We start from the raw sequence: 25,652 nt of genomic DNA, 5'->3' as shown, positions 1-25,652 counted from the left end.
AACAACTCCCCCGCTGCGTCGCCGCTCTGGCCCGCCGTTGTCTCCTTCTCAGACACGTCCTCCCTGTTGCCCTACGACGCTTCGGCTGCTCAGTTGCGCGCAATGGACGAGCGGCTCACATGCCGCTGACTGCCGGGTCCGGAAGGTCTGTCAGGCGGGCGAGGATGACACGGCAGGTGTGCTCGACCTCAAGGTCGAATGCGATGGCGCCTGACCACATCTGGTCGCCGCGATGAGGTTGCTCAAGTGCGGCCTGGATCTGGGGCAGGGCGGGACGTGCGGCCCTACCCATGCGGTCGAGACAGGCGACGATGTCGCGTGCGGTGGAGTCGTTGTGCTTCCAGGCGGCCAGCAGCGCCGGCACGACGATGCCGGCCTCGCTCGTGCCGCCTATGTCCCACAGGGCGGATGCGACGTGGACGAGGGTCCACGAGTCGTTCAGTACGGCCGAGCCGTTCTGCTCGTTGCGCGCGTTCTGCTCGACCCGCTCGCTCAGGATCTGCCGCAGCCGGGGCAGGACGGCTGCGGCGCCAGGGCCGATGCGGCCGGCGAGGTCGATCGCATGAAGGTTCCGGTGGTCGTCGAGGAGGCGCTCCAGCAGCGGCATGACGCTGTCGGGGCGGCGTTCGAGTTCCCAGACGGCGCCCGCCGCAGCAGTGCGGAGGGAGACATCGTCTGCGTCGGTGAGGGGGCGGACGACGTCCAGGGCGGATGCGGCGCGGGGACCGAACGACGCGAGCGCCTTCAGGACAGGCTCCGCGGTACGCCATTGCTTGTGCCGGACGGCGGCTTGGACCGCTTCGGTAAGGGCGGGTACGGCCGCCGGATCACCGAGCTTGGCCAGGACGGAGGCGAGCGTCTCAGGGCTGACATCGGGCCACTCCCCGGAGTGGCCGACGTCGGCGAGACGCCGGATCAGCCGGGGCGTGAGTTCCACGGCGCACTGGGGCAGATGGCCCACCGCGCCCAGGGCGCGCCAGGCATCGGTGTCGGTGTCCAGCGCGGTCAGCAGGCTGGGCAGGGCTCGCGCGTCCTTGAGCCCGGCCAGCGCCACGACGGCCGTCTGGTGGGCTCGGCGCACGGTGCGGTGCGGGCTCGCCCACGCATCCGGCCGGTGGGTGGTGACGTAGGCGGCGAGGGCTTCGCGGGCCGGTTCGGCAAGGGTGGCCAGGGAGCCGAACGCCTCGGCCGCGGCCTCGGCGGTGTAGGCGTCGTCCGGGAGCAGGCAGTTGCCGATGAGCCGCACCAGGCCGGTGTGATCGCCCCGCCAGGAGATGATCACACTGCGTGCCATGGCGATGGCGTCGTAACGGGTCCCCGGGTCCGGGCTGCACAGCTGCGCAGTGAGCAGAGCCGTCCGGTCCTCGACACGTACTCCCAGGGCCGTGTGGAGAGCCGTCAGCAAAGGGGTGGTGGCGGCATGGATGCGCCCATGCCGTTCGAGATCGGCGAAGGCGGCCGCCACGTACCCAGGGACGTCCGGGTCCGGGTCCGGTTCGGCCTCGCACGCACACGGACGGGACGGATCCTGGTGCCCCTGCTCGTCCTCCTCGGGCCGGGGCGCGGGGGTGACCTGGCGAAGCAGTTCGATCGCGGTCGGCACCGTCTGCTCATCGATGGAATCAGGAGCGCAGCGGGCCCGGTGGACGAGCGCCGCCAGACGGGTGTCCGGATCGGTGATGTCGTTGTCGGCCAGCGCATCCAGCCACGCCCGCGCCGGCGCAGCCGCCGCGGGCAGACGGATCGCCAGGTCGGCCATCGTCCGCACCACCAGGCCTCGCTCAGCAGTCCCGCTCTCTGCCACGAGACGGTCCCGCAGGAGCCTTGCCGCCCGTCCCGCGTCGTCCAGGAAGAGCCCGAGACCCTCGATCGACGCCCGGCGCACCCGCGGGTCGGGGTCACCGGCGTAGGCGACGAAGGCGTCGGCGTGCTTGCGCATCAGGTTCGCGGTGTCCGGGTAGATCGTGGACTCTTCACCGTCCTCGCCGCAGATGACGGCGTACATCTCTTCGGCGTCGACCGCTTCCCGCCCGATACTGAGCAGCAGCGCGACGACGTGCCCGCGGTCAGGAGTCGCGGGGTCGTCCGCCATCGCGAACAGGATCGGCACACTGGCCACCGTGCTGGAATACACGCTCCCTTGATGGAGTGCCGCGCTGTAGAAGTTGCCGAACGCTTCCTCGCGTACGTGGGGGTCGGGCGACACCATGCCGCGCAGCCACCCCGGCACGTCGTCGGCCGCCCCGTAGGCGTGCCCAAGGGACGCCCAGTCGGTCCTGTCCAAGTCGTTGATCATGACCGGCACTATGCACGGCAGCACTGACACCCGGGACAGAACCGACCCTGACAACGTCCTGCGGCAGGGACGGTCTGACTCAGGCCCGCGTGACGACGCTTGAGCAGGTGGAAGCGCTGATCCTTAAGGTCTGCACCGTCGGAACGAGGAGGGCCCCGAGGTATTCGGGGCCCTCCTCGTTCCTTCCCTGCCAGCGGCACCCGCTACGCCTTCCGTGCGGACGTCCAGCCTTGGCAGCGGAGGCTTTCGAAACCGTCCAGGAGGAGGTCGAGGGCGAATTCGAACTCGAACTGGTCATCGCAGCCGCCACCGACCAGGGAGCTCCCGTCGTGTGCGGCCGTCGAGGCCAGCTCCGCGATGTGCGGGTAGCGCGCCGCCAGCTCGGGGCTCGGCGGGCCGGAGGGGCCCGGGGTGTCGAACAGTTCCTGGCTGAAGCCGAGCAGGCGGCTGCCCATCGCGTGCATGACGTGGTGCGTAAGGTCGGCGGAGAGGCCGCCGTCCCGGAAGCTCCCGGCCATGGAGTCCAGATACGCCAGCACGGCCGGGGTGGGGCCGGTCCGCGACTCGATGACCCGGGCCGCCCAGGGGTGGCGCAGCAGGACCCGTCGGGCCGAGAGGATCCGCCCGCGGACCGCACTCTGCCAGTCGGGGCCCGTAGCTGGCGGGTCGATCTCGCCGACCACTGTGTCGACCATGCCGTCGAGCAGCTCCTCCTTGTTGGCCACGTGCTTGTAGAGGGCCATCGGTACGACGTCCAGCTCCTGCGCGAGCCTGCGCATGCTGAGCGCGTCGATGCCGGTGGCGTCGGCGAGCGCGATGGCGGCGCGCAGGACGCGGTCCTTGTTCAGGGGGGTCCGGTGCGTGTGTGTGGCTTTCTGTCGGGTCATTCCGGTCGGCCCCTTCCCTTCTCGACGACGCCCTCTCCTTGACGAGTGTACGCCGTACACCTATGCTTCCGCCAGGCTTCCGCCAGGTGTACGGCGTACACCACTACCGAGCGAGAGGTACCGAGAAGATGAGTCCGGATCGAAGAACCGCAGTGGCCACCGGGTCGCTGTTCCTGCTGACCGAGGCCGCCGCGATAGCCGGGGCCGTTCTGTACCGCCCCCTGCTCGGAGCGGCGGACGGCCGGCTCGCGCAAGGTGCCGACATGCGGGCGCTGCTCGGGGTGCTCTGCGAGGTGGTGCTGGTGGTGGCGGTGGCCGGTACCGGGGCGGCACTGTTCCCCGTCCTGCGGCGCCACGGCGAGGGGCTCGCGCTCGGGTACGCCTTCGGGCGGCTGCTGGAGGCGGCCGTCATCACCCTCGGGATCGTCGCCGTCCTGGCGCTCGTCACCCTGCGGCGGGACACGGAGGCGGCGGCAGGGGCGGACGTCGCGCTGGTGGCCGTGCACGGCTGGACGTTCCTGCTCGGACCCAACATCGCCCTCGGCCTGAACAGCGCCCTGCTTGCCTACCTTGCCTACCGCACACGGCTCGTGCCGCGCTTCATCGCCGTGCTCGGCCTGGTTGGCGGGCCGCTGATCTGCACCTCGGCCGTCGCCGTGATGTTCGGGGCCTACCCGCAGCTCTCCCTGGCGGGGGCGGCCGCCGCACTCCCGGTGTTCGCGTGGGAGCTGGCGCTGGCCGGGTGGCTGATCGCCAAGGGGTTCGGGCCCGGCTCAGGCGCCGCGTCCCGGGCAGACGGAGAGGTGGCTGATCCGGCAGGTGTCCGTCTGTGAGGTCGGCCCGAGCTTGACGACAGAGCCGTCCGGGGACGCGCCAGCCCTGCCCGGGCAGGGGAACGTCATGATCTGCGAGAAACAACGACCAACACGCGCTCGAACGGCGTCAGCGGCCGCCGACGGTGGTCAGCACCGGAGGCATGACGAACAAGCTGGATGAGGAGCACCAACTCGGACGCGAAAGCACCGCATCCGCTCCTCACCACTTCCGGCAGGCGCTTGCCGCAGGCGCCTGCCCTTCCGCGCCCCATCCTTGCCTGGAGTGCGCGTCCCGCAAGGGTCAGGTGGCAGTCCAGTCGCACAGTTGCCGGGCGATCCGGGCGACGCCGAGGGCTCCGCAGGCCGCGTCGCCTACCAGCGCGACGGCGGCCTTGGGCGGGTAGTCCAGGGCGTGCGCGTTGAGGGCCAGGTAGGCCTCGGTCGCGTGGGACGAGCATCGGCTCGACAGTCGGGCGCAGAACCATCCCTTCAGACGTCCAGAAGGGCTTCAGTCCGCAACGACCAAGAGCCGCCGGTGCAATCGGGCGAGAAGCGCCCTGCTCCTGCCAGTCGCCCGTACTCCCTGCCCGGTGTCCCACCTGCCGCCGCCCCGGCGGCCGGCATCGCCTTGCTACGGCATGGCTGGTCAGACGGGCGCAGGTCGCGACACATCACGACGCGGCGCCAGAAGTGTCGTCGCCGCGATTCCTGCGGCGAGCAGGAGCAGGGAGGTGGTGGCGGCTAGAGGGGAGGTCGCTTCGTGCAGGGGCCAGGTCCAGGGGAAGGGGCGCCCGCCGGGGCCGAGGCCGATGAGTGCGCAGAGGGCGGGCACGAGGGCGACCGTCAGGGGACCGTACACGTGGCCGGCGAGGTATTGGACGATGAGCCCGGTACCCAGGTATCCGATGAAGTTCCTTGCCGCGGCAAGGGACATGGAGGAGTCAGCCGCGTAAGTGGCACCGAGGCCCATGGTGGTGGCCAGGAGGGCGGCTGCTGCCAGCATGCCTGCCTGGTATCGGGCTACGGGGCGGACGGCGGTGGTGTCGTAGAGGCGGGGAACCCGGTTGAGCGTGTAAAGAGTGAGCGCCGGACCCAGCTCGAACCACGCCCGCCGAGCTCCGGCCAAGGGCGCCCTGCCCCCGCAATTCCCCTCTCGCCCTACGCGCCCCGTTGACAGGGCGGGCCTGCGCTGGCTTCATGAACACGTCCGTGGAAGCGCTCCCACGCCCGTCGCGCCGGACATCGCTCCGGGCTGCCGACGCTTCCGTGCGGGCCGGTGTCACTCCGCCCCGGCCCCGTCGCACGAGCCGCACATCTGCACCGTTCAGCACCCGCGCACGCCACACTTCCGCACGAGCCGCACCACCGCCCCGTCGGCCCGGGCCCGGCATGTCATCCGCCGGTCCGGTACGACCACGGGCGCCACACGCCGCCCGCCGCACCGAAGGACGATCCGTTGCGACTGCCCTCCCTTCCCCGCGCGTTCCACAGATCGATATCCCGCCACTCTCCGCCGAGCACCGCCGGCCGCTCCCGCCTGGGAGTCACCCTCGCCGGCGTGGCCGCGCTGCTCGCCGCCGGACTCCTGCCCCCGGCCGCCACCCCGGCGCAGGCAGCCCCGGCGTTCGCCTACGGCGAGGCCCTGCAGAAGTCGCTCTTCTTCTACGAGGCCCAGCGCTCGGGCAAGCTTCCCGAGGACAACCGTGTCTCCTGGCGTGGCGACTCCGGCATGGACGACGGCAAGGACGTCGGGCTCGATCTGACCGGCGGCTGGTACGACGCCGGCGACCACGTGAAGTTCGGCCTGCCGATGGCCTACAGCGCCACTGTGCTGGCCTGGGGCGGTATCGAGCAGAAGAACGCCTACGCCGCGTCCGGGCAACTGGCTCGCCTGAAGGACAACCTGCGCTTCGTCAACGACTACTTCGTCAAGGCCCACCCCTCCGCCAACGTGCTCTACGGGCAGGTCGGCAACGGCGGCGACGACCACAAGTGGTGGGGTCCCGCCGAAGTGATGTCCATGGCCCGGCCCGCGTACAAGATCGACGCCTCCTGCCCCGGCACCGACCTCGCCGGGCAGACGGCCGCCGCGATGGCGTCCTCCTCGATGCTCTTCGCCGACGACGACCCTGCGTACGCGGCGAAGCTCCTCACCCACGCGAAGCAGCTCTACTCGTTCGCCGACACCTACCGCGGCAAGTACAGCGACTGCATCACTGACGCGAAGTCGTACTACAACTCCTGGAGCGGCTACCAGGACGAGCTGGTGTGGGGCGCGATCTGGCTCCATAAAGCCACCGGTGACGCCTCCTACCTGGCCAAGGCCGAGACGTACTACGACGGCCTGTCGACGGAGCCGCAGACCTCCACCCGCTCATACCGGTGGACGCTCTCCTGGGACGACACCTCGTACGGCTCGTACGTGATGCTCGCCAAGCTCACCGGGAAGCAGAGGTACGTCGACGACTCCAACCGCTGGCTCGACTGGTGGACGACCGGGGTGAACGGCGCCAAGGTGGCCTACTCCCCCGGCGGCCAGGCCGTGCTGGACTCCTGGGGATCACTGCGTTACGCGGCGAACACGGCCTTCGCCGCGCTCTCCTACAGCGACTGGCTCTCTGGTGACGCGACCCGCAAGGCCCGCTACCACGACTTCGCGGTACGCCAGATCAACTACGCCCTCGGGGACAACCCGCGCAAGGCCAGCTATGTCGTCGGCTTCGGCGCCACCCCTCCCACCAAACCGCACCACCGGACCGCGCACGGGTCGTGGACCGACCAGATGACCAACCCCGTCGAGACCCGCCACGTCCTGTACGGCGCACTCGTCGGCGGGCCGGGCGCGGCGGACGACTCCTACACCGACGACCGGCAGAACTACGTCAACAACGAGGTCGCCACCGACTACAACGCCGCCTTCACCGGTGCCCTCGCCCGGCTGTACGCCGAGTACGGCGGCGCCCCGCTCGCCTCGTTCCCCAAGGCCGAGACACCGGACGGGCCCGAGGTGCTGGCCCAGGCCTCGGTGAACGCTTCCGGAGCGAACTTCACCGAGATCAAGGCGTACCTGGTCAACAAGTCGGCCTGGCCGGCCAGGCCGCTGGCCAAGGCCTCGCTGCGCTACTACTTCACCCTGGAGCCCGGGGTCTCGCCGGCGGACATCACGGTGACCACCAACTACAACCAGTGCGGCACGGCCTCCGGCGCCAAGCAGTACGAGGGGAACGTCCACTACATCAGCGTGGACTGCTCGAACAGCGTGATCGCCCCGGCCGGGCAGTCGGCCTACCGCAAGGAGGTGCAGTTCCGGGTCGCCTCCTCGGGCGCCTGGGACCCGTCGAACGACTGGTCGTACGCCGGCCTGCCGGCGGCACCGGGCTCCACCCCGGCGGACGCGCCAAGGCTCGTGCTGCTGGACGGAACGTCACAGCAGTGGGGTGAGCTGCCCGACGGCGATCCCGGTGAGTCTCCCTCCCCGACTCCCACTCCCACGCCGACCCCGACCCCCACTCCGACGCCTACGCCGACTGCGACTCCGTCCGCTGGTGCCGCCTGCTCGGTGACCTACAAGGTCGGCTCGTCGTGGGGCAGCGGGTTCACCGCCGACGTGACCGTCAAGAACACCGGCAGCACAGCTGTGGACGGATGGCGCCTCAACTGGACCTTCAACGGTTCCGAGAAGGTGGCCGGCGCCTGGAACGCCATCGCCACCCAGTCCGGAGCTGTTGTGACCGCCACCGACGCCGGTCACAACGGGAAGGTCCCGCCCGGCGGTTCGGCCTCCTTCGGCTTCCAGGGATCAGGGGCACCCGGTTCCGCGCCCACCGGGTTCACCCTGAACGGCGTCAACTGCTCCTGACAACCAGAACCGTGCGGGGCGGAGTCCGTTCCGCCGGCCTCCGCCCCGCACGATCGCGGTCTCAGGGCACACGGTGCACCGGGACCGCGTAGTCCCCGCCCGGGGTGGGCGGCAGTGCCGTCAGGGCTCCCGACGAGCCGCCCGTCCCGTTCGCCGAGAGGAGGGGCATGCCGCTGGCCCCGCGCCGGCATTGCACCACCGCCCATGCCGGGTCACCACCTCAGCTCGCGTGCCGGGTCCGACCGGCTGGTCCTCCAGCCGGACTTCGGTGTATGTCCTGGTCAACGGCTTGAGTGTGGGGATTGTAGCGGGGTGGTGCCGGGTGCGGGGTGGGTTCGCACGGTCTGGTCCGCGCACGAGTGCTGCGGCTACAGGCGACAGTTCGGCCGCCGTGCCGATGCTGAGTGCCGGCCTCACCATGACCCCGGCGGCGAGTGATCATCATGTGACGGACCAAGACTTGTGGGCGGTGCTTCCGGACGGGGAGCGCGATCAGTGGGAGTACGTGTCGGAGCAAGTACCTGGGCCATTGTATTTTGGGATGAGCTGGACGGACTGCATCGCCGCCATGGCCGGGCCGAACATAACGGGGGTGTTCAAGGTGTTCGCGAGGCGTTCGGCCATGGCGTTTCCGTAACACGGGTCCGCGATGCCCACCGCTGACGGCAGGCCCGCACCCGGCAACGGTCCGAGCAGTACACCGCAGACCTCCACCGCTGCACCCCCACCGTCCCGACCGACCGCAGGCCGGGCACTCCGCATGCTCCCCGCGCTACATCGCAGCCACCCGCTGCCGGGTCCGCTGAAGCCTCCGCCGCTGCCGTGACCTGCACCGACCCGGACAGAACACTGCCTCTGCCGCCATCGTCTGCGCCAGCGGCAGCGGATCACCACACTCCCTGCAGTACCTCCGAGCCGCCCCGCCAGCCCCCACGACACGTCTTGGCGCTCTCCACGCGGTCGACGTCCTGTGCGGCCTGCTTGGCGATCACGGAAGCCTGTCTCGACCACCGGCGTGCCCGCCCTCGCTGCCCGGCCCCGAAGCCCCTACGGAAGGTCATTGGGATTGTCGCCGACGACGGCCAGCAGGTGGTTTGAGGCTGCGGCGTCCGATCTGTCGCCGCTGATGGGGAGTTGGAGAACGCATCCGTTGATCTTGCCTTCTCCGGGACAGGTGCCCGCCACCCTCACCCCGGAGATCCGTCTCACAATGTGGCACGGACGTTTGACATTAGATGAGCTTATGGTCAATAAAGGTGATACTTTGGCCACTTATTCACACCCTGTTGCCCAGGGATTGTGAGGGCTGCCCGCCTAGACGAATGAGTACTGCCGTGTCCCAGCCCGCCCCCGACCACGTATCCATCGACCCTGCGGCGGAATGGGACGCCTGGCGTGCCGAGCGCCACCGCGCGCTCACGTCCCCGACCGGCAATCTAGCCCTGGTCGAAACCCGCTGGGCTCCGGCGGGCGAGCTCCCGGACGCGGCGGACGCGCGGACGGGCCTGGCGGACACTGTGACCGTCACCACACTCCAGCGCACCGACCGGGTCACCGGCGAGGACGAGCACGGTCTGCGGTTCTGGGACGCCGACTCACCCGCCATCCGCCACTTCGACCGGGTCGACACCTTCCCCTACGACCCCGCCTGGGTCCTGGAGGCCTCGTACAAGCCCGTCGCCGATGCCCGGCGCATCGCCTTCGAGCACATCCGGGACAACGGCGGCAGCCGCGACCTGGTCGTCCCCGGCGACATCACGCTCACTGTCGACGGCCGCGCCTACACGCTCAGTGCCTTCGACGACGACGGCACCCTGCTGCTCGTCTTCGGTGACCCGACCAACGGCGACGTCACCTACGGGGCCGGCCGCTTCCTCTTCGTGCGGCGTACGGACGACGAGAGCCGGGTCGTCCTCGACTTCAACCAGGCCTTCGTGCCGCCCTGCGGATTCTCCGATCAGTACAACTGTCCGATGCCGCCGCGGCAGAACCGCTTCCACTTGCCCGTCGAGGCCGGCGAGAAGCTCCCTGTCTTCCGTGACGGCTTCGACGCCCAGCACTGATCGCCCCGCAGCTCACCGCACCGAAAGAGCCCTCACCTCAATGAACATCAAGAAGAACGTCCTGTACGGCACCGCCACCGCCGCCGCTCTCGCCCTGACCCTGACCGCCTGCGGCGGCTCAGGGGGGTCCAGCGCCTCGGGCGGAACCTGGGACAAGGACGCGGTTGTCAACATCGGGTCCCTCTACGAGCCGCAGAACCTCGACAACACCGCGGGCGGCGGCCAAGGGGTCACCGAGGCGCTCAACGGCAATGTCTACGAGGGCTTGTTCAGACTCGCCGACGACGGCAAGGTCGACAAGCTCCTCGCCCAGGATTACGAAATCAGCGCCGACGGTCTGACCTACACCTTCACCCTCCGTGACGGTGTGAAGTTCCACAGCGGCAAGGAACTCACCAGCCAGGACGTCAAGTACAGCCTGGAGAAGGTACTGGCGGACGACTCCCAGTCCGCCCGCAAGAGCAATCTCGAGGTCGTCAAGGACATCGCCGCCCCGGACGCGCGGACCGTGAAGATCACGTTGTCCAAGAAGTCCATCTCCTTCGTCTACAACCTCTCCTACGTCTGGATCATCAACTCCCAGGCGAAGGACCTGAAGACGACCGAGGACGGCACCGGCCCGTACACCCTGAACAAGTGGACTCGTGGTTCCGCGCTGAGCCTGAACCGCTTCGCCGGTTACTGGGGCGACGCCGCAGCCAACAAGCAGGTCGTCTTCCACTACTACAAGGACGCCACGGCGCTGAACAACGCGCTGCTGACGAACGCCGTCGACGTGGTCACGAGCGAGCAGTCGCCCGACGCCCTGCAGCAGTTCAAGAGCAACGGCAACTACAAGGTGAACGACGGCGACTCCACCACCAAGCTGCTGCTGGCGTTCAACGACAAGGCCAAGCCTTTCACCGACGTCAAGGTGCGGCAGGCCGTGGCCGCCGCCATCGACGACAAGAAGCTCCTGGAGTCCGTCTGGGGCGGCTACGGCAAGCAGATCGGCTCGATGGTGCCACCCACCGACCCCTGGTACGAGGACCTCACCGACGTCGACGCCCACGACGTGGCGAAGGCCAAGAAGCTGCTCGCCGAGGCCGGTTACGCCAAGGGCTTCAGCTTCACCCTCGACACCCCCAACTACGACCCGCACCCGACAGCGGCGACCTTCATCAAGTCCCAGCTCGCCAAGGTCGGCATCACGGTCAAGATCAACACGATCACCCCGGACGAGTGGTACACGAAGGTCTACAAGAACCACGACTTCACGGCCACGCTCCAGGAACACGTCAACGACCGCGACCTGGTCTGGTACGGCAACCCCGACTTCTACTGGGGCTACGACAACCCGCAGGTCACCAAGTGGGTGGAGCAGGCCGAGGAAGCCTCCAGCACCACCGAGCAGACCGATCTGCTCAAGAAGGTGAACCGGCAGACCGCCGAGGACGCCGCCAGCGACTGGCTGTACCTCTACCCCCAGATCGTCGTGGCGAACGACAAGCTCTCCGGCTACCCGCTCAACGGCCTGAACTCGCAGTTCTTCGCCTACGACATCAAGAAGACGGGCTGATGGCGCGCTATCTGCTGCGCCGGCTGGCCTTCCTCGCCGTATCGCTGGCCCTGGCCAGCGTGGTGCTGTTCGTCCTGCTGCGCATGCTGCCCGGCGACCCGGCCAACGCGCTCACCGCAGTGGGCGCCAGCCCCGAGCAGATAGCCGCGGCCCGCCACTCCATCGGTTCCGACCGCCCGCTGCCCGAACAGTTCACCCACTGGCTCGGGCAGCTGGCGAGCGGTGACCTCGGCACCTCGTTCGTCAGTTCACTGCCCGTGGGACCCGAGGTCACCGCTCGGCTGAACGTCACCGTGCCGCTCACCCTGGCCGCGTTCGTCCTCGCGGTCCTGGTCGCCGTACCCGCGGGGTTCACGGCCGCGTACAAGCGGCACACCTGGTACGGCGCGCTGCTAAGCGGCGTGTCCCAATTGGGCATCGCGATACCCGTGTTCTGGCTCGGCATGATCCTCATCGCGGTGTTCGCGCTGAACGCGGGCTGGCTGCCCTCCGGCGGCTTCCCGCAGGACGGCTGGTCCGACCCCGCCGAGGCGTTCCGCGCCCTCGTCCTGCCGGTCGTGACCATCGCCCTCGTGATGAGCGCGTCCCTGATCCGTTACGTCCGCTCCGCCACCCTCGACGTCCTCGGCAGCGACTACCTGCGGACCGCACGCGCCCTCGGGTCTTCCTTCGGCCGCGCCATGTGGCGGCATGGTCTGCGCAACGGCGCCGTGCCGGTGATATCCGTCCTCGGCATCGAACTCGCCTCGACGCTGCTCGGCGCGGTCGTCGTGGAGTCGGTGTACGCGCTACCGGGCCTAGGCTCCCTCCTCGCCACCGGCATCGCGCAGCACGACTACCCGGTCATCCAGGGCGTGCTGTTCGTATCCACCCTCGCGGTGCTGGTGATCGGCTTCGTGGCCGACCTGGTCCAGCGGATCATCGACCCGCGGCTGCGCGGCCGACTCTCGGGAGGTGCCCGATGACCGGCGCGGACCTGCTCACCCCCACCGAGCCGCCCACGAACCCCACCGCGAGGAGGCGCTCACGGCGCTCCGCCACCCTCGCCGTCGGGTGCGTACTGGCCGGCCTGATCGCCCTGCTGGCCGTGGTGTCGTTCTTCTGGCTGCCCTACGACGCCGATGACACCTCCGGCGGACGGCTCGCCGGGCCCGGCGGCGGTCACCTGCTCGGTACCGACAAGCTCGGGCGCGACCTGTTCACCCAGGTGATGACGGGCTCCCGCATCGCCGTCGAGGCAGGGCTCGGCTCGGTGACCATCGCCGCCGTCATCGGGGTCACCCTGGGCGTGCTCGCGGCGTTCGCGCAGGGCTGGATCGACGACACGCTCTCGGCGTTCCTGGACATCCTCATCGCCTTCCCGACGCTGCTTCTGGCGATGCTCATCGTCGCCGCACGGTCGGCGACGCTCGGCTCGGCGGTCATGGCGATCGGCCTGGCGCAGAGCGCGGTCGTGGCACGGCTGGTGCGCATTCTGGTGAAGCGGGTGCTGGCCCAGGACTACATCACCGCCGCCCATACCTCCGGCACCTCATGGCCGCGTACGGTCCTCTCTCACGTCCTGCCCAACATCTGGCCCACACTGGTGGTCAACCTCGCCCTGCAGTTCGGCCTCGCCGTGCTCGCCGAGGCCGGGCTCTCCTACCTGGGTCTCGGAGCGCCGCCGCCCAACGCGTCCTGGGGCCGCATGCTCCAGGAGGCCCAGGCCACCTTCACCACGGCGCCGGCCGGTGCGCTCGCGCCCGGCATCCTGCTCGTACTGCTCGTCATCGGTGTGAACCTCGTCGCCGACGGCCTGCGTGACACCCTCGACCCGGCTGCCCGGCGGAGGCGCACGTGACTCTCCTCGACGTACGCGGACTGACCGTCCAGGCCCCCGACGGGCGGACCTTGGTCGAGAACCTGTCCTTCGCGGTGTCCGGCGGCGAACGGCTCGGTCTCATCGGCGAATCCGGCTCCGGCAAGTCTCTGACCACGCTCGCCGTGCTCGGGCTGCTGCCCGACGGCATGACCTCGACCGGCAGCGTGGAGCTGGCCGGGACGCAGACCGTGGGCGCCGCCGAGAGACGGCTCACCGCTGTACGCGGGCGGGACGCGGCCGTGGTCTTCCAGGAGCCGCTGACCGCACTGGACCCGCTGATGCGGCTGGGCCGCCAGATCGCCGAACCGCTCGCCCGCCGTACAGGCCTCAGGGGCAAGCAGCTCCGCGGGGCCGTGCACGCCGCGCTCGAACAGGTACGGCTGCCCGAACCCGACCGCATCGCCCGCGCCTTCGCACATGAGATCTCCGGCGGCCAGCGTCAGCGCGTCGCCCTCGCGATGGCGCTGGCCTGCGAGCCGAAGCTGCTCATCGCCGACGAGCCCACCACCGCTCTGGACGTGTCCGTGCAGGCGGAGATGCTGGAGCTGATCGACGTCCTGGTACGGGAGCGGCAGATGGCCGTGCTGTTCGTCAGCCACGACCTCGCCGTCGTGGCCAAGGTCACCGACCGGGTGCTGGTCATGAAGGACGGCCGGGCCGTCGAACAGGGCGCGGTCCACGACATCGTGCGCGCGCCACGCGAGGAGTACACCAGGGCTCTGGTCGCCAGTGCCCGGAAGCTGGAGTCCGCCTTGGACCTGAGGAGCGCGCGATGACACCGGTGCTGGAGCTGAAGGATGCCTCGGTGCGCTACCGGGGGGGCCGCCACGGACGTGGTGCGGGACGTCTCCCTCGCCGTCGAGGCGGGAGAGAGCCTCGCGTTGGTCGGCGAGTCCGGCGCGGGCAAGACGACGCTGCTGCGCCTGCTGCTGGGCCTGGCCCGCCCCACGGCCGGCACGGTCCGATTCGACGGGGCGGACCTGAACCCGCGCGACCGCGAGCAGATACGCCGCTTCCGGCGCAGCGTGCAGTGCGTCTTCCAGGACCCGTACTCCTCCCTCGACCCCAGCCGGAAGGTCGGCGCGATCGTCGCTGAACCGTTGCGCTCTCTCGGGCTCGCCACCCGCGCCTCGGCGGCGCCCGAGGTGGCCGCAGCGCTGGAGCGCGTCGGCCTCCAGCCGGACGCAGTCGACCGCTACCCGCACGAGTTCTCCGGCGGCCAGCGCCAGCGCATCGCGATCGCCCGGGCCACGGTCTGCGACCCACGCGTCCTGCTGGCCGACGAGCCGGTCAGCGCGCTGGACGTCACCACTCGAGTGAGGGTCGTCGACCTGCTGGCCGAACTGAAGGAGGAGCGGGGGCTGACGATGGTGATGGTCTCCCACGACCTGTCGGTCGTGGCCTCCTTGTGCGAGCGCACCGCCGTGCTGGAGCACGGCCGGGTCGTCGAGCAGGGAGCCACCTCCCAGGTGCTCGGTGAACCGGTGCATTCCTACACCCGCCGCCTGATCGAGAGCGTGCCGCGGCTGCCCAGCTGACCCCCGGACCGCCGGGTCGCCGCACCCGCAACGATCGAGGCGGCCCGCAACACGCAACGCGGCAGCGATCTTCCGGTACTTGTCGCCGCCCTCGAAGCCGACCACGGCCCGGAGCCGGACCCGCTCCCGCGCCGCCCTCCGGCGTCGGCCAAGCCTGAGTCTCCCACCCGTGGGGTCGCAGGTGCTGGTTCTGTACGACCCTCGTCGGCCCGTCGGTCGATGCTGCGGTCGTAAGCGGATGAACACCGGGGATTTCACGACGGCTTGTGGTGCGTCAGTATCGTGGGCGCGATTTACGCCGTAACCCGGTACGCCTGATCGTGGTGCTATCCCGCAGTGCTTTTGCGGGTCCCCGTCCGGGACGTACGCGGGTGCGCCGTTCACTTTTCGTCGGAAGTGGAGAGCTCACCAGCCAACATCACCTAGATGGTACAAGTTCTTAGCGTCACCATTCACAGAAGTTGGCCCAGAACCCATTCTCGTGGGCAAAGCCACCTGTAGGTGTGTCACCAGCCCTGTGGCCCGGATTTCCGGATGGCCTTCTGGTCCGCCATTCGGTCCCGAGCACGTTCTGGGAATCCCGCCACGGGGTCATCCCTTCCGTTTCTTGTTCCAGATCCCGTATCCGAACATGGCAAGGATCCCAACCAGGATCAGGATCGCGACGACGGATCCGTCGGTCCCTTCCGGAATCCAGCTCCCACGACCGTCAGCGGCCAGAAACATCAGAGTTCTCCTCCTTGTGCGAGCCTGCGCGTGTGGCGACTTCGGGGCAACCGGGCGCCGCAGCCGACCGGTTGATGCAGAACCGCAGGGTCGATCAAGGATCGGCACTGTGCGAATGGAGCGCTATTGAGTGGACTCGACGGCCGTGTCGGCATCGCTTGAGGGTTTCACGAACCGGCCTCCTACCCCGCAACTGAGCCCACTCCGCGACAGAACTGGCCCAAAACCAGACGAGGTGCTACTCGTTGTCCTTGGCTTCCGCTGCGTTACGCCAGATGCGCAAGTCGATGGTCACGTACGAGCCTGGGTCGCTCTCGCCCGACCGCCCTCGGTAGGTGGCCACCGCCACATGGCCGGCATCGCTGAGCACGCAGATCTCCGAACCGTTGCTCAGCTGATCCAGGCCGATCTTCTTGGCGTAACGCGTCTCGGTGCGGCAGGTCTCCAGGGATCCCTTCTGCGTGTTGTTCAACAGGACGAGTTTGCCGTTGGCGGTGCCGATCGATGCTTCGTCCAGGAAGCGCACGACGCCGAAGTAGAGATCTCCGCCGTCGTAAGCGGCGTCCTCGCTCTCGAGCGGGCGGGGCGGGCTGTCGGCGAGCATGATCTTGTAGCCTTCTGGCACATCGACGCCGCTGTACGAGAACGGCTTCGGGTCTGCCGTGGGCTGTTTCCCACCTGAGGACTCACCATCCCCCGACCCGCTACTGCTGGTGCTACGCGGAGAGTTCGCTCCGCTGCTTCTGTCGTTGTCTCCGTCAGGCAGAAGAGACCCGATGACTCCCAGCACGACGAGGGCGCCCACGACGGATGCGGCCACGATGAGCCCCGTCCGCTTCGGCTTCCGAGGTGCCGGTGGCACGTAGGGAGCCCCGGTGACGGGGTGCGGTGTGTGATACCCCGGCCCGAGCGGGGAGTACGTCGGCGAGCCGGGCGCCGGGGCGGGGTAGCCGGGGCGCATCGGGTGGCCCGGCGGAGGCACCGGTCCCGGCAGTCCGGGCGCACTCTGGGTCGGGGCGGAGGACATAGTGGAACCGGTCGGTGTGGACGGGGCGCCCGGCGGGGTGAACTCGGTCGGCGTCGGAGCGGCGGCGGGAGGCGGTGGGGTTTTCGCCGGTTCGGGCAGTTGAAGCCTCTCGGTGATCGATCCAGCAACCGCCTGCGGCAGCCAGTCCTCACCCTGGCGCAGAGCGACGGGTGACAACTCGTGGCACAGCTCGATGATTTCGGTCAGGCTCGGCCTGCCGACCGGGTCACGGATGAGGCAACGGGACACCAGCGGCAGCAGCTCTGCGGGCAACTGGCTGAGGTCGGGATCCTCGTGGACGATCCGATAGAGCACCCCGTGTGACGGCCCGTCGCCGTAAGCGGGAGACCCGAGCGCCGCGAAGGCCGTGATCTGTCCGAGGGCGAAGATGTCGGTGGCCGGAGTGATCGTGCCGGCCGAGGCCTGTTCGGGAGCCATGAACGCCGGGGTGCCCACGCTGACGCCGGTGCCGGTCAGCGCGGTGGCGTCAGCCGCGCGGGCGATGCCGAAGTCGATCACGCGAGGGCCGTCGAAGGCCAGGAGCACATTGGCGGGCTTCAGATCCCGGTGGACAATGCCCGCTCCATGGATCACATGGAGCGCTTCGGCCACCCCCACGGTCAGCAACAGTACGCTGCGCAGAGGCAGTCCACCGTGCTGGGCCACGGCGTGCGCGAGGGAAGGGCCCGGCACATAGGCGGTGGCGAGCCAGGGCTGAGCACCGTCGGTGTCGGAGTCGATGACCGGCGCCGTGTACAGACCCTGCACCCGTTGCGCGGCTTGGACCTCCTGTTTGAACCGCCGCCGGAATTCAGGGTCCTCGCTGAACTCGGGCCGGATCACCTTGAGCGCAAGGGGACGGCCGCCCGGCGTGTAGGAGAGATACACCTTGCCCATACCCCCGGAACCGAGCACGGCAGCCAGGCGATATCCGCCCACAACCACAGGATCGCTCTCCTGAAGCGGCTTGAAAAGGTTGGCAGAAGGTGTACTGCTCATGATGGATCATCCTCTGTTTACGCCAGGTCGGCCCCTGCCGAAGCCGCGAAGTCAAGGGGAGCGTATCGACTTCCCTGGGCCCCCTCGGCCGCTTCGCGCAACGTTTCCGCCACGGATCAGCCTGTATCCGGCACCTCGTGTGGGGCTGACGGGCGGTCAGCCTTTCGGCCGGCTGGACGCAGAGCGCTACGACCGCGCCCCTGCTACCGGTTTACCCCTCAAGTGGGGCAGGGGCTGGTGGGTGCGCGGTGACGTTCCAGGTCACGGACATTGCTCCCCGTGCATGTGGGGACACTGTTCGGCCCCGCTGCGATCGGCTGAGCCGCCGAGTTCGCCGGCCGGACCTGGGCACTGGCCGCGCTGAGCCCTGTGCTGTGTGCTGTGGCGTTCCTGAGCCGACTGCCCGGCTGCCCACAGCGCTGAGGCCGCTGCACGCTCACCGTCGGAGTCTGGCCGAGCGGCTCCGGACTGTTCGTCGTCGGACACCTGTTGGTGCTCCCCATCTCCTGGATGGCGATCGGCTGAGTGATAGGGCTGCTGGCTCCCCGCGCCGTAGCCGGGCTGGTCGCCGCGGTCGGCAGCTTGGCATGGCTGGCCCTTCCGCGATCCATGAGTTGACCGCGCAGATCATTACCTCATCCGACGCCCTCAGCCTGCTCGCCGAACAGGGTGGAGCCCGCCGCGTCCGCAACGCGGCAGGCCGACGGATAGAAACGTTCGTCGTTGACGCTTGAGCCGACGGTAGGTGACGCGGCACTGTGCATCGAAGTCGAGCGTCAAAGGCGTCGTCCCGTTGCGAACCTGAACGCCCGAGCGCCGAATCGGTCGCGCGCTCGGTCTGCGGTCTGGTTGCATCACGACGACGTTAGCGTTCGCATCATGACGGCGTCGAAGTAGGTGCGCTCGGGGCGCCGATAAGAAGGGGCGCCGACAGTCGTCGGAGTACAGTCCGGTGAACGCGGGGCGCGCATCGAGGGAGAGCAAAAGATGAGACCACTTCGATACTCGATCAACGTCACGCTCGACGGCTGCTGCCATCACGAGGCAGGGCTCCCCCCGGACGAGGAGTCGATGCGCTACTGGACCGCTGAGATGGAGCAAGCCGATGCCCTGCTATTCGGCCGGGTGACCTACGAGATGATGGAGTCGGCGTGGCGGAAGCCGGCCACGGGCACGTGGCCTGACTGGATGGATGAGTGGCAGATCCCGTTCGCCGAGACCATCGACAGCGCAAAGAAGTACGTCGTGTCGAGCACGCTGAGCGGGGTCGATTGGAATGCCGACCTGGTGCGAGGCGATTTGGGGCAAGCGGTCCAGCGGCTCAAGCAGGAGTCAGGCGAGGGCCTGTGGGTGGGTGGCGTGACGCTCCCCCTGGCGTTGGCAGATCTGGGACTGATCGACGAGTACGAGTTCCTTGTTCAGCCGGTCCTTGCCGGACACGGGCCGACGTTGCTCGCCGGTCTGCGCGAGCGCATCCAGCTCGAGCTCGTGGACCGCCATGAGTTCCGGTCGGGGGCGGTAGCCCTGCGATACCGGTCCACACCAATTACGGCTTGACGTGATTTGTCCTGGCACGTTGGCCGCTCCCTCGCGACGGACGACGGCTCGGGATTGCGTTGCCCCGCGCTGTCCGCGCCCCCGAACGGCGGACATATCGACGGGGACATCGCCCCGAGGTGCCTGTGGCAGACAGGGCAAACGTTGCCTGACGCGGGGCCCTGGCTTGCCTTTTAGCCTCAGGGCCCGGGAGTCCGGGTCGTCAGGGTAGGGCACAGTGGATGGGACATGTCGTGCTGATCGCGTCTGTCAGGTACCCGGCACAGTGTTCGGGCTGCGGCTCGGAGCTGGAGTGCGTCGGCGTACAGGCGTTGGTTGGGCAGAGCCTTGAATGGGACATCGGCTACCACTGCTCCGGCTGCGGTGACGCTTTGTACGAGTGTGGACCAGGAGGAAGCTCCGTACCGGACGACCTGCGCCGGCGTCTTCTGGCCGAGCACGGCGAGGCACGGCTCATACTCAGTGATCCTCTCGCCAGTCCGGTCCACGTGATGAAGGTTCTTCGCGCCGAACTTGCCGGAGATCTGGCTCAGACGAAGAGAACGCTCCAGCAGATCCGGGCTGGCATGTTCGCAGGGACGATGCCCGAGATGACTCTTCTCGTCGACCGGCTGCGTGCCGCTGGTGTCGAGGCTGAGGTCGGGTATCAGCAACAGCCTGATGAGGCGCCAGATGGTCAGCCTGCGGCTGAAATCGAGGTCCGAACGGCCCGTCGTACTTGATCACTCGGATTGGTAACTTCCGTACGTGCAGGCGTCCTTCCGCTGTCCGGCCGGATCCGTTTGCGGGACTGTCACGCTTCCGGGGTGAGTTCCACTCCTGTCTGACCAGGCGTGCCGGCGCGCTGTTCGAACTCGCGGACGCGGTCTTGCCTGCTTGCTGAGGGGCTACAGAGGCGCCAACTCCACCCTGCCTGTGAATCGGCCACCCACTTGATCGGCGAGCCAGTGGACGCGGGCGATCTGGTCGCCGTTCCGATCCCGGACGTGAACGTGGACGGTGTGGTCCCGCGACGGTTCGTCCTGGTAGAGGTCCCGGGAATTCACTGTCAGCGTGAGGTACGCGTACTTCTGCGAGATCGCTTCCAGCCCGGCTTCGGGAACCGCAGGCCATGCGTTCAGATCCCATCGAACAGCCGCGGGGTCCGGCCCCAAAGCGGCGACGAAGGGCTCAGCGCGGTCCAGCGGACGCCCCCAGTCGAACACTCGGATCGGCAGACAGTCTGCAGGGTTGTCGTTGGCCTTCGAAGACCCATGCTGTTCGCCGGCCAACGCCCACCATTCGAGGTCGGGCAGTACGTGACGTACTCGCGCCAGGACGTCCGGCGACCTGATCACGGCTTCGAAGTCGACCTCCCCCTGATCGATGTCTGCCATGCCCAGCAAGGTACGCACCGCACGTACCGCTTCAGATAGATCGGTGGTTGTAAGGACCGCGGCCGCAGCAGAGTTACTCATTCCGGAACCCTAAGACGGCAGCCACAGAGTGGCCCGAGCGGGTGCTGACCTGCCTCGCATTTGTCAGGACCGGAGCCATATTGCAAGTGACGCTGCGGTGCCAGTGCCGAGGAAGACGCAACCGCGCTTGTCGTACCGCGTGGCCACCGCTCGGGACTGCTTGAGTCGGTTGATCGCCCGCTCGACAGTGTTGCGCTTCTTGTAGCGGTCCTCATCAAAGCCGGGCGGCCGTCCACCGCGTGCGCCCTTGCGCAGGCGGGCCGCCTGGCTGTCGGCTTTCTCCGGGATGGCGTGGCGGACTCCCCTCCGTCGCAGGTACCGCGGATGGGGCCGTTGCTGTAAGCCCTGTCGGCCGCAAGACTGTCGGGCTTCTTGCGCGGCCTGCCCAGACCAGATCCAGGCACCCGGATCTTCTCCAGGGACCGGCTTGAACTGAGTGCAGTCCGCCCGCTGACCTGCAGTCACGACCAGGGACAGCGGGCGGCAGCGGCCGTCCGCGCTCAGGTGGAGCTTGCTGGTGAACCCACCGCGCGAGCCGCCCAGGCCCTCGCCTCCAGCACCACCTCCACCAGGCGGGCGACCAGGCTCTGCCAGGGCGTCTCAGCCTGGTGTTCCATCCCTGCTACCCCTTTTGCTCCCGGACGGCGATGTGAAGTCGATTGCCAGGGGTCTGCGGCTGCCTGTTGATGGCCCTCTCGACGGTATTGCGCTTCTTGTACCGCTCCTCGTCAGGGCCCGGAGGCCGTCCGCCTCGCGATCCTTTGCGCAGGCGGGCGGCCTCGCTGTCGACCTTCTCCGGGATCGTCGTCGAGCATGCCGCCACCCCCGGCGGCGTCGACATGGAGATCACCGCCCGCAAGCCCGGGAGCAGGGGCTTCACCCCGATCCCGAAACGGTGGGCGGTCGAGCGAACCTACGGCTGGCTCACGCTCCACCGCCGCCTGGCCCGCTACTACGAAACCCTGCCCATCCGCTCCGAAGCCGCGATCCACATCGCCATGACCGACCTCATGGCCCGCCGCCTCACCAGCGAGAGCACCATCTCCTTGCGCGACACCAAGACAACCACAGAACATGCCATCCCGGGATGCAACATCGGACGAAAACGACCCCTTAACGCCTCAGAGGACAGGTGCCTGCGGCGGGTGGAACAGCGCCGACCGTTAACACCGTCAGTAACGAGGGCCCGCTCGCTCGACCGGCTCAACCCCTGCCCCTGACCTGCCCCTTCGGAAGCCGTTTGCCTCATTCCGTCCCGATGGGTTGTCAGGGACACACCGACGCTCCTACAGTCCCCTACGAACCAGCGGGTGGGAGCGCTCCCAATTGAAAGTGGCTGGGCGCTCCCGATTCCCTGATCGCCCCACCCGGTCATCCCTCCTGGAGAGGCCCCGCATGCAAGCGTCACCGCACGGCCCCAGAACCTCCCGCAGCCTGCTCGGCGCGCTGCTCCTCGCTCTCGCCACCGTGGCGGCTGTCCTGGCCGCTGCTCCGGCGGCCCACGCGGACACCCTGATCTGCGAACAGTACGGTTCGACGACGATCCAGGGCCGCTACGTGGTCCAGAACAACCGATGGGGCACCAGCGCCCCCCAGTGCGTGACCGCTACCGACAGCGGCTTCAGGGTGACCCAGGCCGACGGCTCCGTCCCCACGAACGGCGCCCCGAAGTCCTATCCCTCGGTCTTCAACGGCTGTCACTACACCAACTGTTCGCCCGGGACGAACCTCCCGGCGCAGGTCAGCGGTATCGCCAGCGCCCCCAGCAGCATCTCCTACGGCTATGTCGGTGACGCCGTGTACAACGCGTCGTACGACATCTGGCTGGACCCCACGCCCAAGAAGGACGGGGTGAGCCGCACCGAGATCATGATCTGGTTCAACAAGGTCGGCCCGATCCAGCCGATCGGCTCGCAGGTCGGCACCGCCCCCGTGGGCGGGCGCACCTGGCAGGTGTGGACGGGCAGCAACGGCTCCAACGACGTCATCTCCTTCGTCGCCCCGTCGGCCGTCTCCAGCTGGAGCTTCGACGTCATGGACTTCGTCCGGAACACCGTCTCCCGCGGCATGGCCCAGAACAACTGGTATCTCACCAGTGTCCAGGCCGGCTTCGAGCCGTGGCAGAACGGTGCCGGGCTTGCGGTGAACTCCTTCTCCTCGGCCGTAAACCTCGGGACCCCGGGCACCGGCGATCCTGGTGGGCCCGGGGACCCCGTGACGGCCTGCAAGGTGACCTACGCGACGAACGTCTGGACCGGCGGCTTCACCGCCGACGTCACGGTGACCAACACCGGTTCGACGCCCGTCGACTCCTGGAAGCTGTCCTTCACCCTGCCCTCCGGCCAACGCGTCACCAACGCGTGGAACGCCACCGTCAGCGGGACGTCCGGAGCGGTGACGGCGACCGGCCTCGCGCACAGCGCCCGGATAGCGGCCGGCGCCAGCCAGGCGTTCGGTTTCCAGGGGACCTACAGCGGCACGTTCTCGCAGCCGTCCGGATTCAGCCTCAACGGCGCCCGCTGCGCCTGAGTCCGGCGCACGACCACGTCCCGCCCCCCTCACCTCCCCGCACGTACGGGGCGGGCCCCGCGCTCCCCGCCCGCCTCGCCGCCGACCGCCCCGGGCCTACCGCCTCCCCGGTCCGCGCACGGTACCCCCCCAGATCCCTCGCCTCTCAAGGCGGGCGCCTCCCCCGCCGGGCGAGGGTTTCCTCACCGGACGGTGGCAGAGGGAGACAGGCGCAATCGGAAGAAATCCCCACACAGGCACAGGAGACACCATGGCTCGACGCAAGAGACAACTTGTTTCCCTGGCGGCGGTGTTCGCGACCCTGCTCGGCGGCATCGTCCTGACCCTGCTGGGCCAGGGCAACGCGCAGGCCCACGGCGTGACGATGACTCCGGGCTCGCGTACCTACCTCTGCTGGCTGGACGCCAAGACCAGCACCGGCTCCCTGGACCCGACCAACCCGGCGTGCAAGGCCGCGCTCAACGAGAGCGGCTCGACGGCGCTGTACAACTGGTTCGCCGTGCTCGACTCCAACGCGGGAGGACGAGGGGCCGGTTACGTCCCGGACGGAAAGCTGTGCAGCGCCGGCGACCGGTCGCCGTACAACTTCACCGGATACAACGCCGCCCGCTCCGACTGGCCCCGGACGCACCTGACGGCCGGCCGGACGATCCAGGTCAAGCACAGCAACTGGGCCGCGCACCCGGGCTCCTTCCGGGTGTACCTGTCCAAGCCCGGCTACTCGCCCAGCACCGAGCTCGGCTGGGACGACCTGGACCTGATCGAGACCGTCACCAACCCGCCCCAGACGGGCTCTCCGGGCACGGACGGCGGCCACTACTACTGGGATCTGGACCTGCCTTCGGGCCGCTCGGGTGACGCGGTGATGTTCATACAGTGGGTGCGCTCGGACAGCCAGGAGAACTTCTTCTCCTGCTCCGACGTCGTCTTCGACGGCGGTAACGGCGAGGTCACCGGCATCCGGGGCTCGGGCAGCACCCCGAACCCCACGCCCACACCGGACCCCACACCGACCCCGGACCCGACTCCCACGCCGACCGACCCGCACAGTGGGTGCATGGCCGTCTACCGCGTGACCAACTACTGGAGCGGTGGCTTCCAGGGGTCCGTCGAGGTCATGAACCACGGCACGACGGCGCGTGACGGCTGGGCGGTGAAGTGGACGCCCGGCGCCGGAGCCAAGATCGGCAGCGTGTGGAACGGCGCACTGACCACTGGGTCCGACGGAACGGTCACGGTCAGGAGTCTCGACTACAACCGGTCCATCCCACCGGACGGCAGCGTCACCTTCGGATTCACAGCGACATCGACCGGCAACAACCTCCCGGTCGGCTCGATCGGCTGCGTCAACCCTTAGCCGTGGACAGAGGCAGCGCCGACTCCCGCAACCGGGGAGCCGGCGCTGTCGTGCTTCCCTGCTGACAGCGCCACCGTGACGGCGGCCGGCGGGCGACACCGCCGCCACCGCCACCGCCGGTCAATGTGAGTGAAGCTCCTGGTGGACCCCGTACGTGCCTTCCCGAGGGGTGAGGTCGCCGGTCGCGATACTGCGCACGGCCTTCAGGTTGCCCGAGGTGAGACTGCCGGGGTGCGCGCGCTCACCGAAGCGGATCTCTCCGCTGAACTCCCAGGTGGTGCCGTCGTTCGGTGCGAAACGGCAACGACGTTGCGCCACCGACACGGGAGCCCGGGATGCACCGGCCTGGCTATCCGCGCGCTCGGCCCATGCCTTGAGGGCCTGGGCCTCGGCCGTTCCGCTCCCGCCGAGGCCCCCGTCGACGCCGACCCGGCAAGCTCCACGCCGACACAGGCTACGACTACCACCACCTGCGGCAATGGCTATCCGTGCGTGGAATCCGGCACCGCATCGCCCGCAAAGGCATCGAGACCTCGCCGCGACTCAGCCGAGACCGCTGGACCATCGAACGCACCATGTCTTTCCGGCAACTACTTCTCCGTGCCGGCTGCTGGAACCAGGGCGTGCGGAAGCGCGGGCGCGAGTCCACCTCACAGGCTCACCCCCTTACAGGTCGACGCTTCTACCTGGGAAACGGCCTGGGAACCTCATAGACCTCACAGGCTGGGGCTGGGGCTGACGTGACACAGGTGTGTGTCCGGTGACATCCATACCGGATCGTCTGCGGTCGAAGCCGGACTGCTCGGCAGCACGGCGCGGGAACCTTCTGCACTACGTCCAGCACGGTTCCAGGCTGCGCTGTGCAACAGGGCTCCTACAGACGCGCGTTGCGCTCCTCATTTCGCCGATAGATGTCATGTACCGCCTGAGTGACGAACCCAGCGAGGAAAGCGACCGGGCTGCCATAAAGCAAAGGAGGACCCAGATCGGAAATCCAGTCCCCAATGGCGAGAACAGCGACAACGTCGAGGTAGTAGAACAGGAAAAGTGCCCCTTGGCCGAGCTTCGCCATCGCCCATCCCCCTTGTGGTCACGTCACCGCTCTTTCGCCCATGGCATGCCC

General features: G+C 68.6%; 19 protein-coding genes and 5 pseudogenes. 14 read left to right on the top strand and 10 right to left on the bottom strand.

From position 1 onward, the window contains the following. Positions 1 to 115: 115 nt before the first annotated feature. Positions 116 to 2,296, bottom strand: a complete 2,181-nt coding sequence (locus tag ABZY45_RS19550) for a HEAT repeat domain-containing protein (protein WP_356741499.1) — start codon at positions 2,294 to 2,296, stop codon at positions 116 to 118. Positions 2,297 to 2,499: 203 nt separating this feature from the next. Then, positions 2,500 to 3,183 carry a TetR/AcrR family transcriptional regulator C-terminal domain-containing protein gene (locus ABZY45_RS19545; RefSeq protein WP_356741497.1) on the bottom strand — a complete coding sequence of 228 codons (684 nt, stop codon included), beginning with the start codon at positions 3,181 to 3,183 and terminating at the stop codon, positions 2,500 to 2,502. A gap of 128 nt (positions 3,184 to 3,311) precedes the next feature. On the opposite strand from ABZY45_RS19545, the gene ABZY45_RS19540 reads away from it, so the two are divergent. Beyond that, complete coding sequence (locus ABZY45_RS19540) at positions 3,312 to 4,016, top strand: DUF4386 domain-containing protein (RefSeq protein ID WP_356741495.1); 705 nt, start codon at positions 3,312 to 3,314, stop codon at positions 4,014 to 4,016. A gap of 283 nt (positions 4,017 to 4,299) precedes the next feature. On the opposite strand, the pseudogene ABZY45_RS19535 reads toward ABZY45_RS19540, so the two are convergent. Further along, positions 4,300 to 4,446: pseudogene (locus tag ABZY45_RS19535) on the bottom strand (fic family toxin-antitoxin system, toxin component); the annotation flags it as partial. Positions 4,447 to 4,644: 198 nt separating this feature from the next. Beyond that, on the bottom strand, positions 4,645 to 5,001 hold the full coding sequence (locus tag ABZY45_RS19530) for a hypothetical protein (RefSeq protein WP_356741493.1): 357 nt from the start codon (positions 4,999 to 5,001) through the stop codon (positions 4,645 to 4,647). A gap of 555 nt (positions 5,002 to 5,556) precedes the next feature. On the opposite strand from ABZY45_RS19530, the gene ABZY45_RS19525 reads away from it, so the two are divergent. The 7 genes from ABZY45_RS19525 (at position 5,557) to ABZY45_RS19495 (ending at position 14,877) form a co-directional block, all read left to right on the top strand. Then, the gene (locus ABZY45_RS19525; RefSeq protein ID WP_356741491.1) at positions 5,557 to 7,857 is read left to right on the top strand and encodes a glycoside hydrolase family 9 protein; all 2,301 of its coding nucleotides are present in this window, start codon (positions 5,557 to 5,559) and stop codon (positions 7,855 to 7,857) included. 1,322 nt (positions 7,858 to 9,179) lie between these two features. After that, the gene (locus ABZY45_RS19520; protein ID WP_356741489.1) at positions 9,180 to 9,920 is read left to right on the top strand and encodes a DUF1684 domain-containing protein; all 741 of its coding nucleotides are present in this window, start codon (positions 9,180 to 9,182) and stop codon (positions 9,918 to 9,920) included. A gap of 40 nt (positions 9,921 to 9,960) precedes the next feature. After that, positions 9,961 to 11,478: an ABC transporter substrate-binding protein gene (locus ABZY45_RS19515; RefSeq protein WP_356741487.1), complete on the top strand. Its 1,518-nt coding sequence runs from the start codon at positions 9,961 to 9,963 to the stop codon at positions 11,476 to 11,478. Beyond that, the gene (locus ABZY45_RS19510) at positions 11,478 to 12,443 is read left to right on the top strand and encodes an ABC transporter permease (RefSeq protein WP_356741486.1); all 966 of its coding nucleotides are present in this window, start codon (positions 11,478 to 11,480) and stop codon (positions 12,441 to 12,443) included. Before ABZY45_RS19515 ends, ABZY45_RS19510 begins: the two co-directional genes overlap by 1 nt. Further along, on the top strand, positions 12,440 to 13,318 hold the full coding sequence (locus ABZY45_RS19505) for an ABC transporter permease (RefSeq protein WP_356741485.1): 879 nt from the start codon (positions 12,440 to 12,442) through the stop codon (positions 13,316 to 13,318). Before ABZY45_RS19510 ends, ABZY45_RS19505 begins: the two co-directional genes overlap by 4 nt. After that, on the top strand, positions 13,315 to 14,115 hold the full coding sequence (locus tag ABZY45_RS19500) for an ABC transporter ATP-binding protein (RefSeq protein ID WP_356741484.1): 801 nt from the start codon (positions 13,315 to 13,317) through the stop codon (positions 14,113 to 14,115). The genes ABZY45_RS19505 and ABZY45_RS19500 overlap by 4 nt, the downstream gene beginning before the upstream one ends. Before the next feature lie 21 nt (positions 14,116 to 14,136). Continuing rightward, positions 14,137 to 14,877, top strand: a complete 741-nt coding sequence (locus tag ABZY45_RS19495) for an ABC transporter ATP-binding protein (protein WP_356741482.1) — start codon at positions 14,137 to 14,139, stop codon at positions 14,875 to 14,877. A 964-nt stretch (positions 14,878 to 15,841) separates the two neighbouring features. Here the strand turns inward: ABZY45_RS19495 and ABZY45_RS19490 are convergent. Further along, positions 15,842 to 17,629: a serine/threonine-protein kinase gene (locus ABZY45_RS19490; protein WP_356741480.1), complete on the bottom strand. Its 1,788-nt coding sequence runs from the start codon at positions 17,627 to 17,629 to the stop codon at positions 15,842 to 15,844. Positions 17,630 to 18,616: 987 nt separating this feature from the next. On the opposite strand from ABZY45_RS19490, the gene ABZY45_RS19485 reads away from it, so the two are divergent. Then, positions 18,617 to 19,186, top strand: a complete 570-nt coding sequence (locus ABZY45_RS19485; protein WP_356741479.1) for a dihydrofolate reductase family protein — start codon at positions 18,617 to 18,619, stop codon at positions 19,184 to 19,186. Between the two features lie 233 nt (positions 19,187 to 19,419). Further along, a complete protein-coding gene (locus ABZY45_RS19480; protein ID WP_356741477.1) occupies positions 19,420 to 19,908 on the top strand; it encodes a hypothetical protein in 489 nt (162 codons plus the stop codon). A 165-nt stretch (positions 19,909 to 20,073) separates the two neighbouring features. On the opposite strand, the gene ABZY45_RS19475 is transcribed toward ABZY45_RS19480, so the two are convergent. The 3 genes and pseudogenes from ABZY45_RS19475 to ABZY45_RS19465 all read right to left on the bottom strand — a co-directional run. After that, on the bottom strand, positions 20,074 to 20,562 hold the full coding sequence (locus tag ABZY45_RS19475; protein WP_356741475.1) for a hypothetical protein: 489 nt from the start codon (positions 20,560 to 20,562) through the stop codon (positions 20,074 to 20,076). A 144-nt stretch (positions 20,563 to 20,706) separates the two neighbouring features. Continuing rightward, a pseudogene (locus ABZY45_RS19470) lies at positions 20,707 to 21,186 on the bottom strand (IS5 family transposase); the annotation flags it as partial. Between the two features lie 136 nt (positions 21,187 to 21,322). Then, a pseudogene (locus ABZY45_RS19465) lies at positions 21,323 to 21,442 on the bottom strand (IS5/IS1182 family transposase); the annotation flags it as partial. A 4-nt stretch (positions 21,443 to 21,446) separates the two neighbouring features. Between ABZY45_RS19465 and ABZY45_RS19460 the strand changes: the two are divergent. From ABZY45_RS19460 to ABZY45_RS19450, 3 genes and pseudogenes are all read left to right on the top strand, one after another. After that, positions 21,447 to 21,701 (top strand): annotated as a pseudogene (locus ABZY45_RS19460) (transposase); the annotation flags it as partial. Between the two features lie 337 nt (positions 21,702 to 22,038). Then, complete coding sequence (locus ABZY45_RS19455) at positions 22,039 to 23,172, top strand: cellulose binding domain-containing protein (protein ID WP_356741473.1); 1,134 nt, start codon at positions 22,039 to 22,041, stop codon at positions 23,170 to 23,172. Positions 23,173 to 23,422: 250 nt separating this feature from the next. After that, entirely contained in the window at positions 23,423 to 24,529 is a 1,107-nt protein-coding gene (locus tag ABZY45_RS19450; RefSeq protein WP_356741471.1) for a lytic polysaccharide monooxygenase, read from the top strand. A gap of 120 nt (positions 24,530 to 24,649) precedes the next feature. Here ABZY45_RS19450 and ABZY45_RS19445 read toward each other — a convergent pair whose 3' ends face one another. After that, a complete protein-coding gene (locus ABZY45_RS19445; protein WP_356741470.1) occupies positions 24,650 to 24,847 on the bottom strand; it encodes a hypothetical protein in 198 nt (65 codons plus the stop codon). 74 nt (positions 24,848 to 24,921) lie between these two features. Between ABZY45_RS19445 and ABZY45_RS19440 the strand changes: the two are divergent. Continuing rightward, positions 24,922 to 25,122 (top strand): annotated as a pseudogene (locus ABZY45_RS19440) (IS5/IS1182 family transposase); the annotation flags it as partial. Positions 25,123 to 25,403: 281 nt separating this feature from the next. Here the strand turns inward: ABZY45_RS19440 and ABZY45_RS19435 are convergent. Then, complete coding sequence (locus ABZY45_RS19435; RefSeq protein ID WP_356741469.1) at positions 25,404 to 25,601, bottom strand: hypothetical protein; 198 nt, start codon at positions 25,599 to 25,601, stop codon at positions 25,404 to 25,406. Positions 25,602 to 25,652: the final 51 nt, after the last annotated feature.

The organism is Streptomyces sp. NPDC006516 (genome assembly GCF_040611875.1).
Lineage (GTDB): Bacteria > Actinomycetota > Actinomycetes > Streptomycetales > Streptomycetaceae > Streptomyces.
Note: the sequence above shows the minus strand (reverse complement) of the source record. Positions and strands in the feature narration are given on the sequence as shown.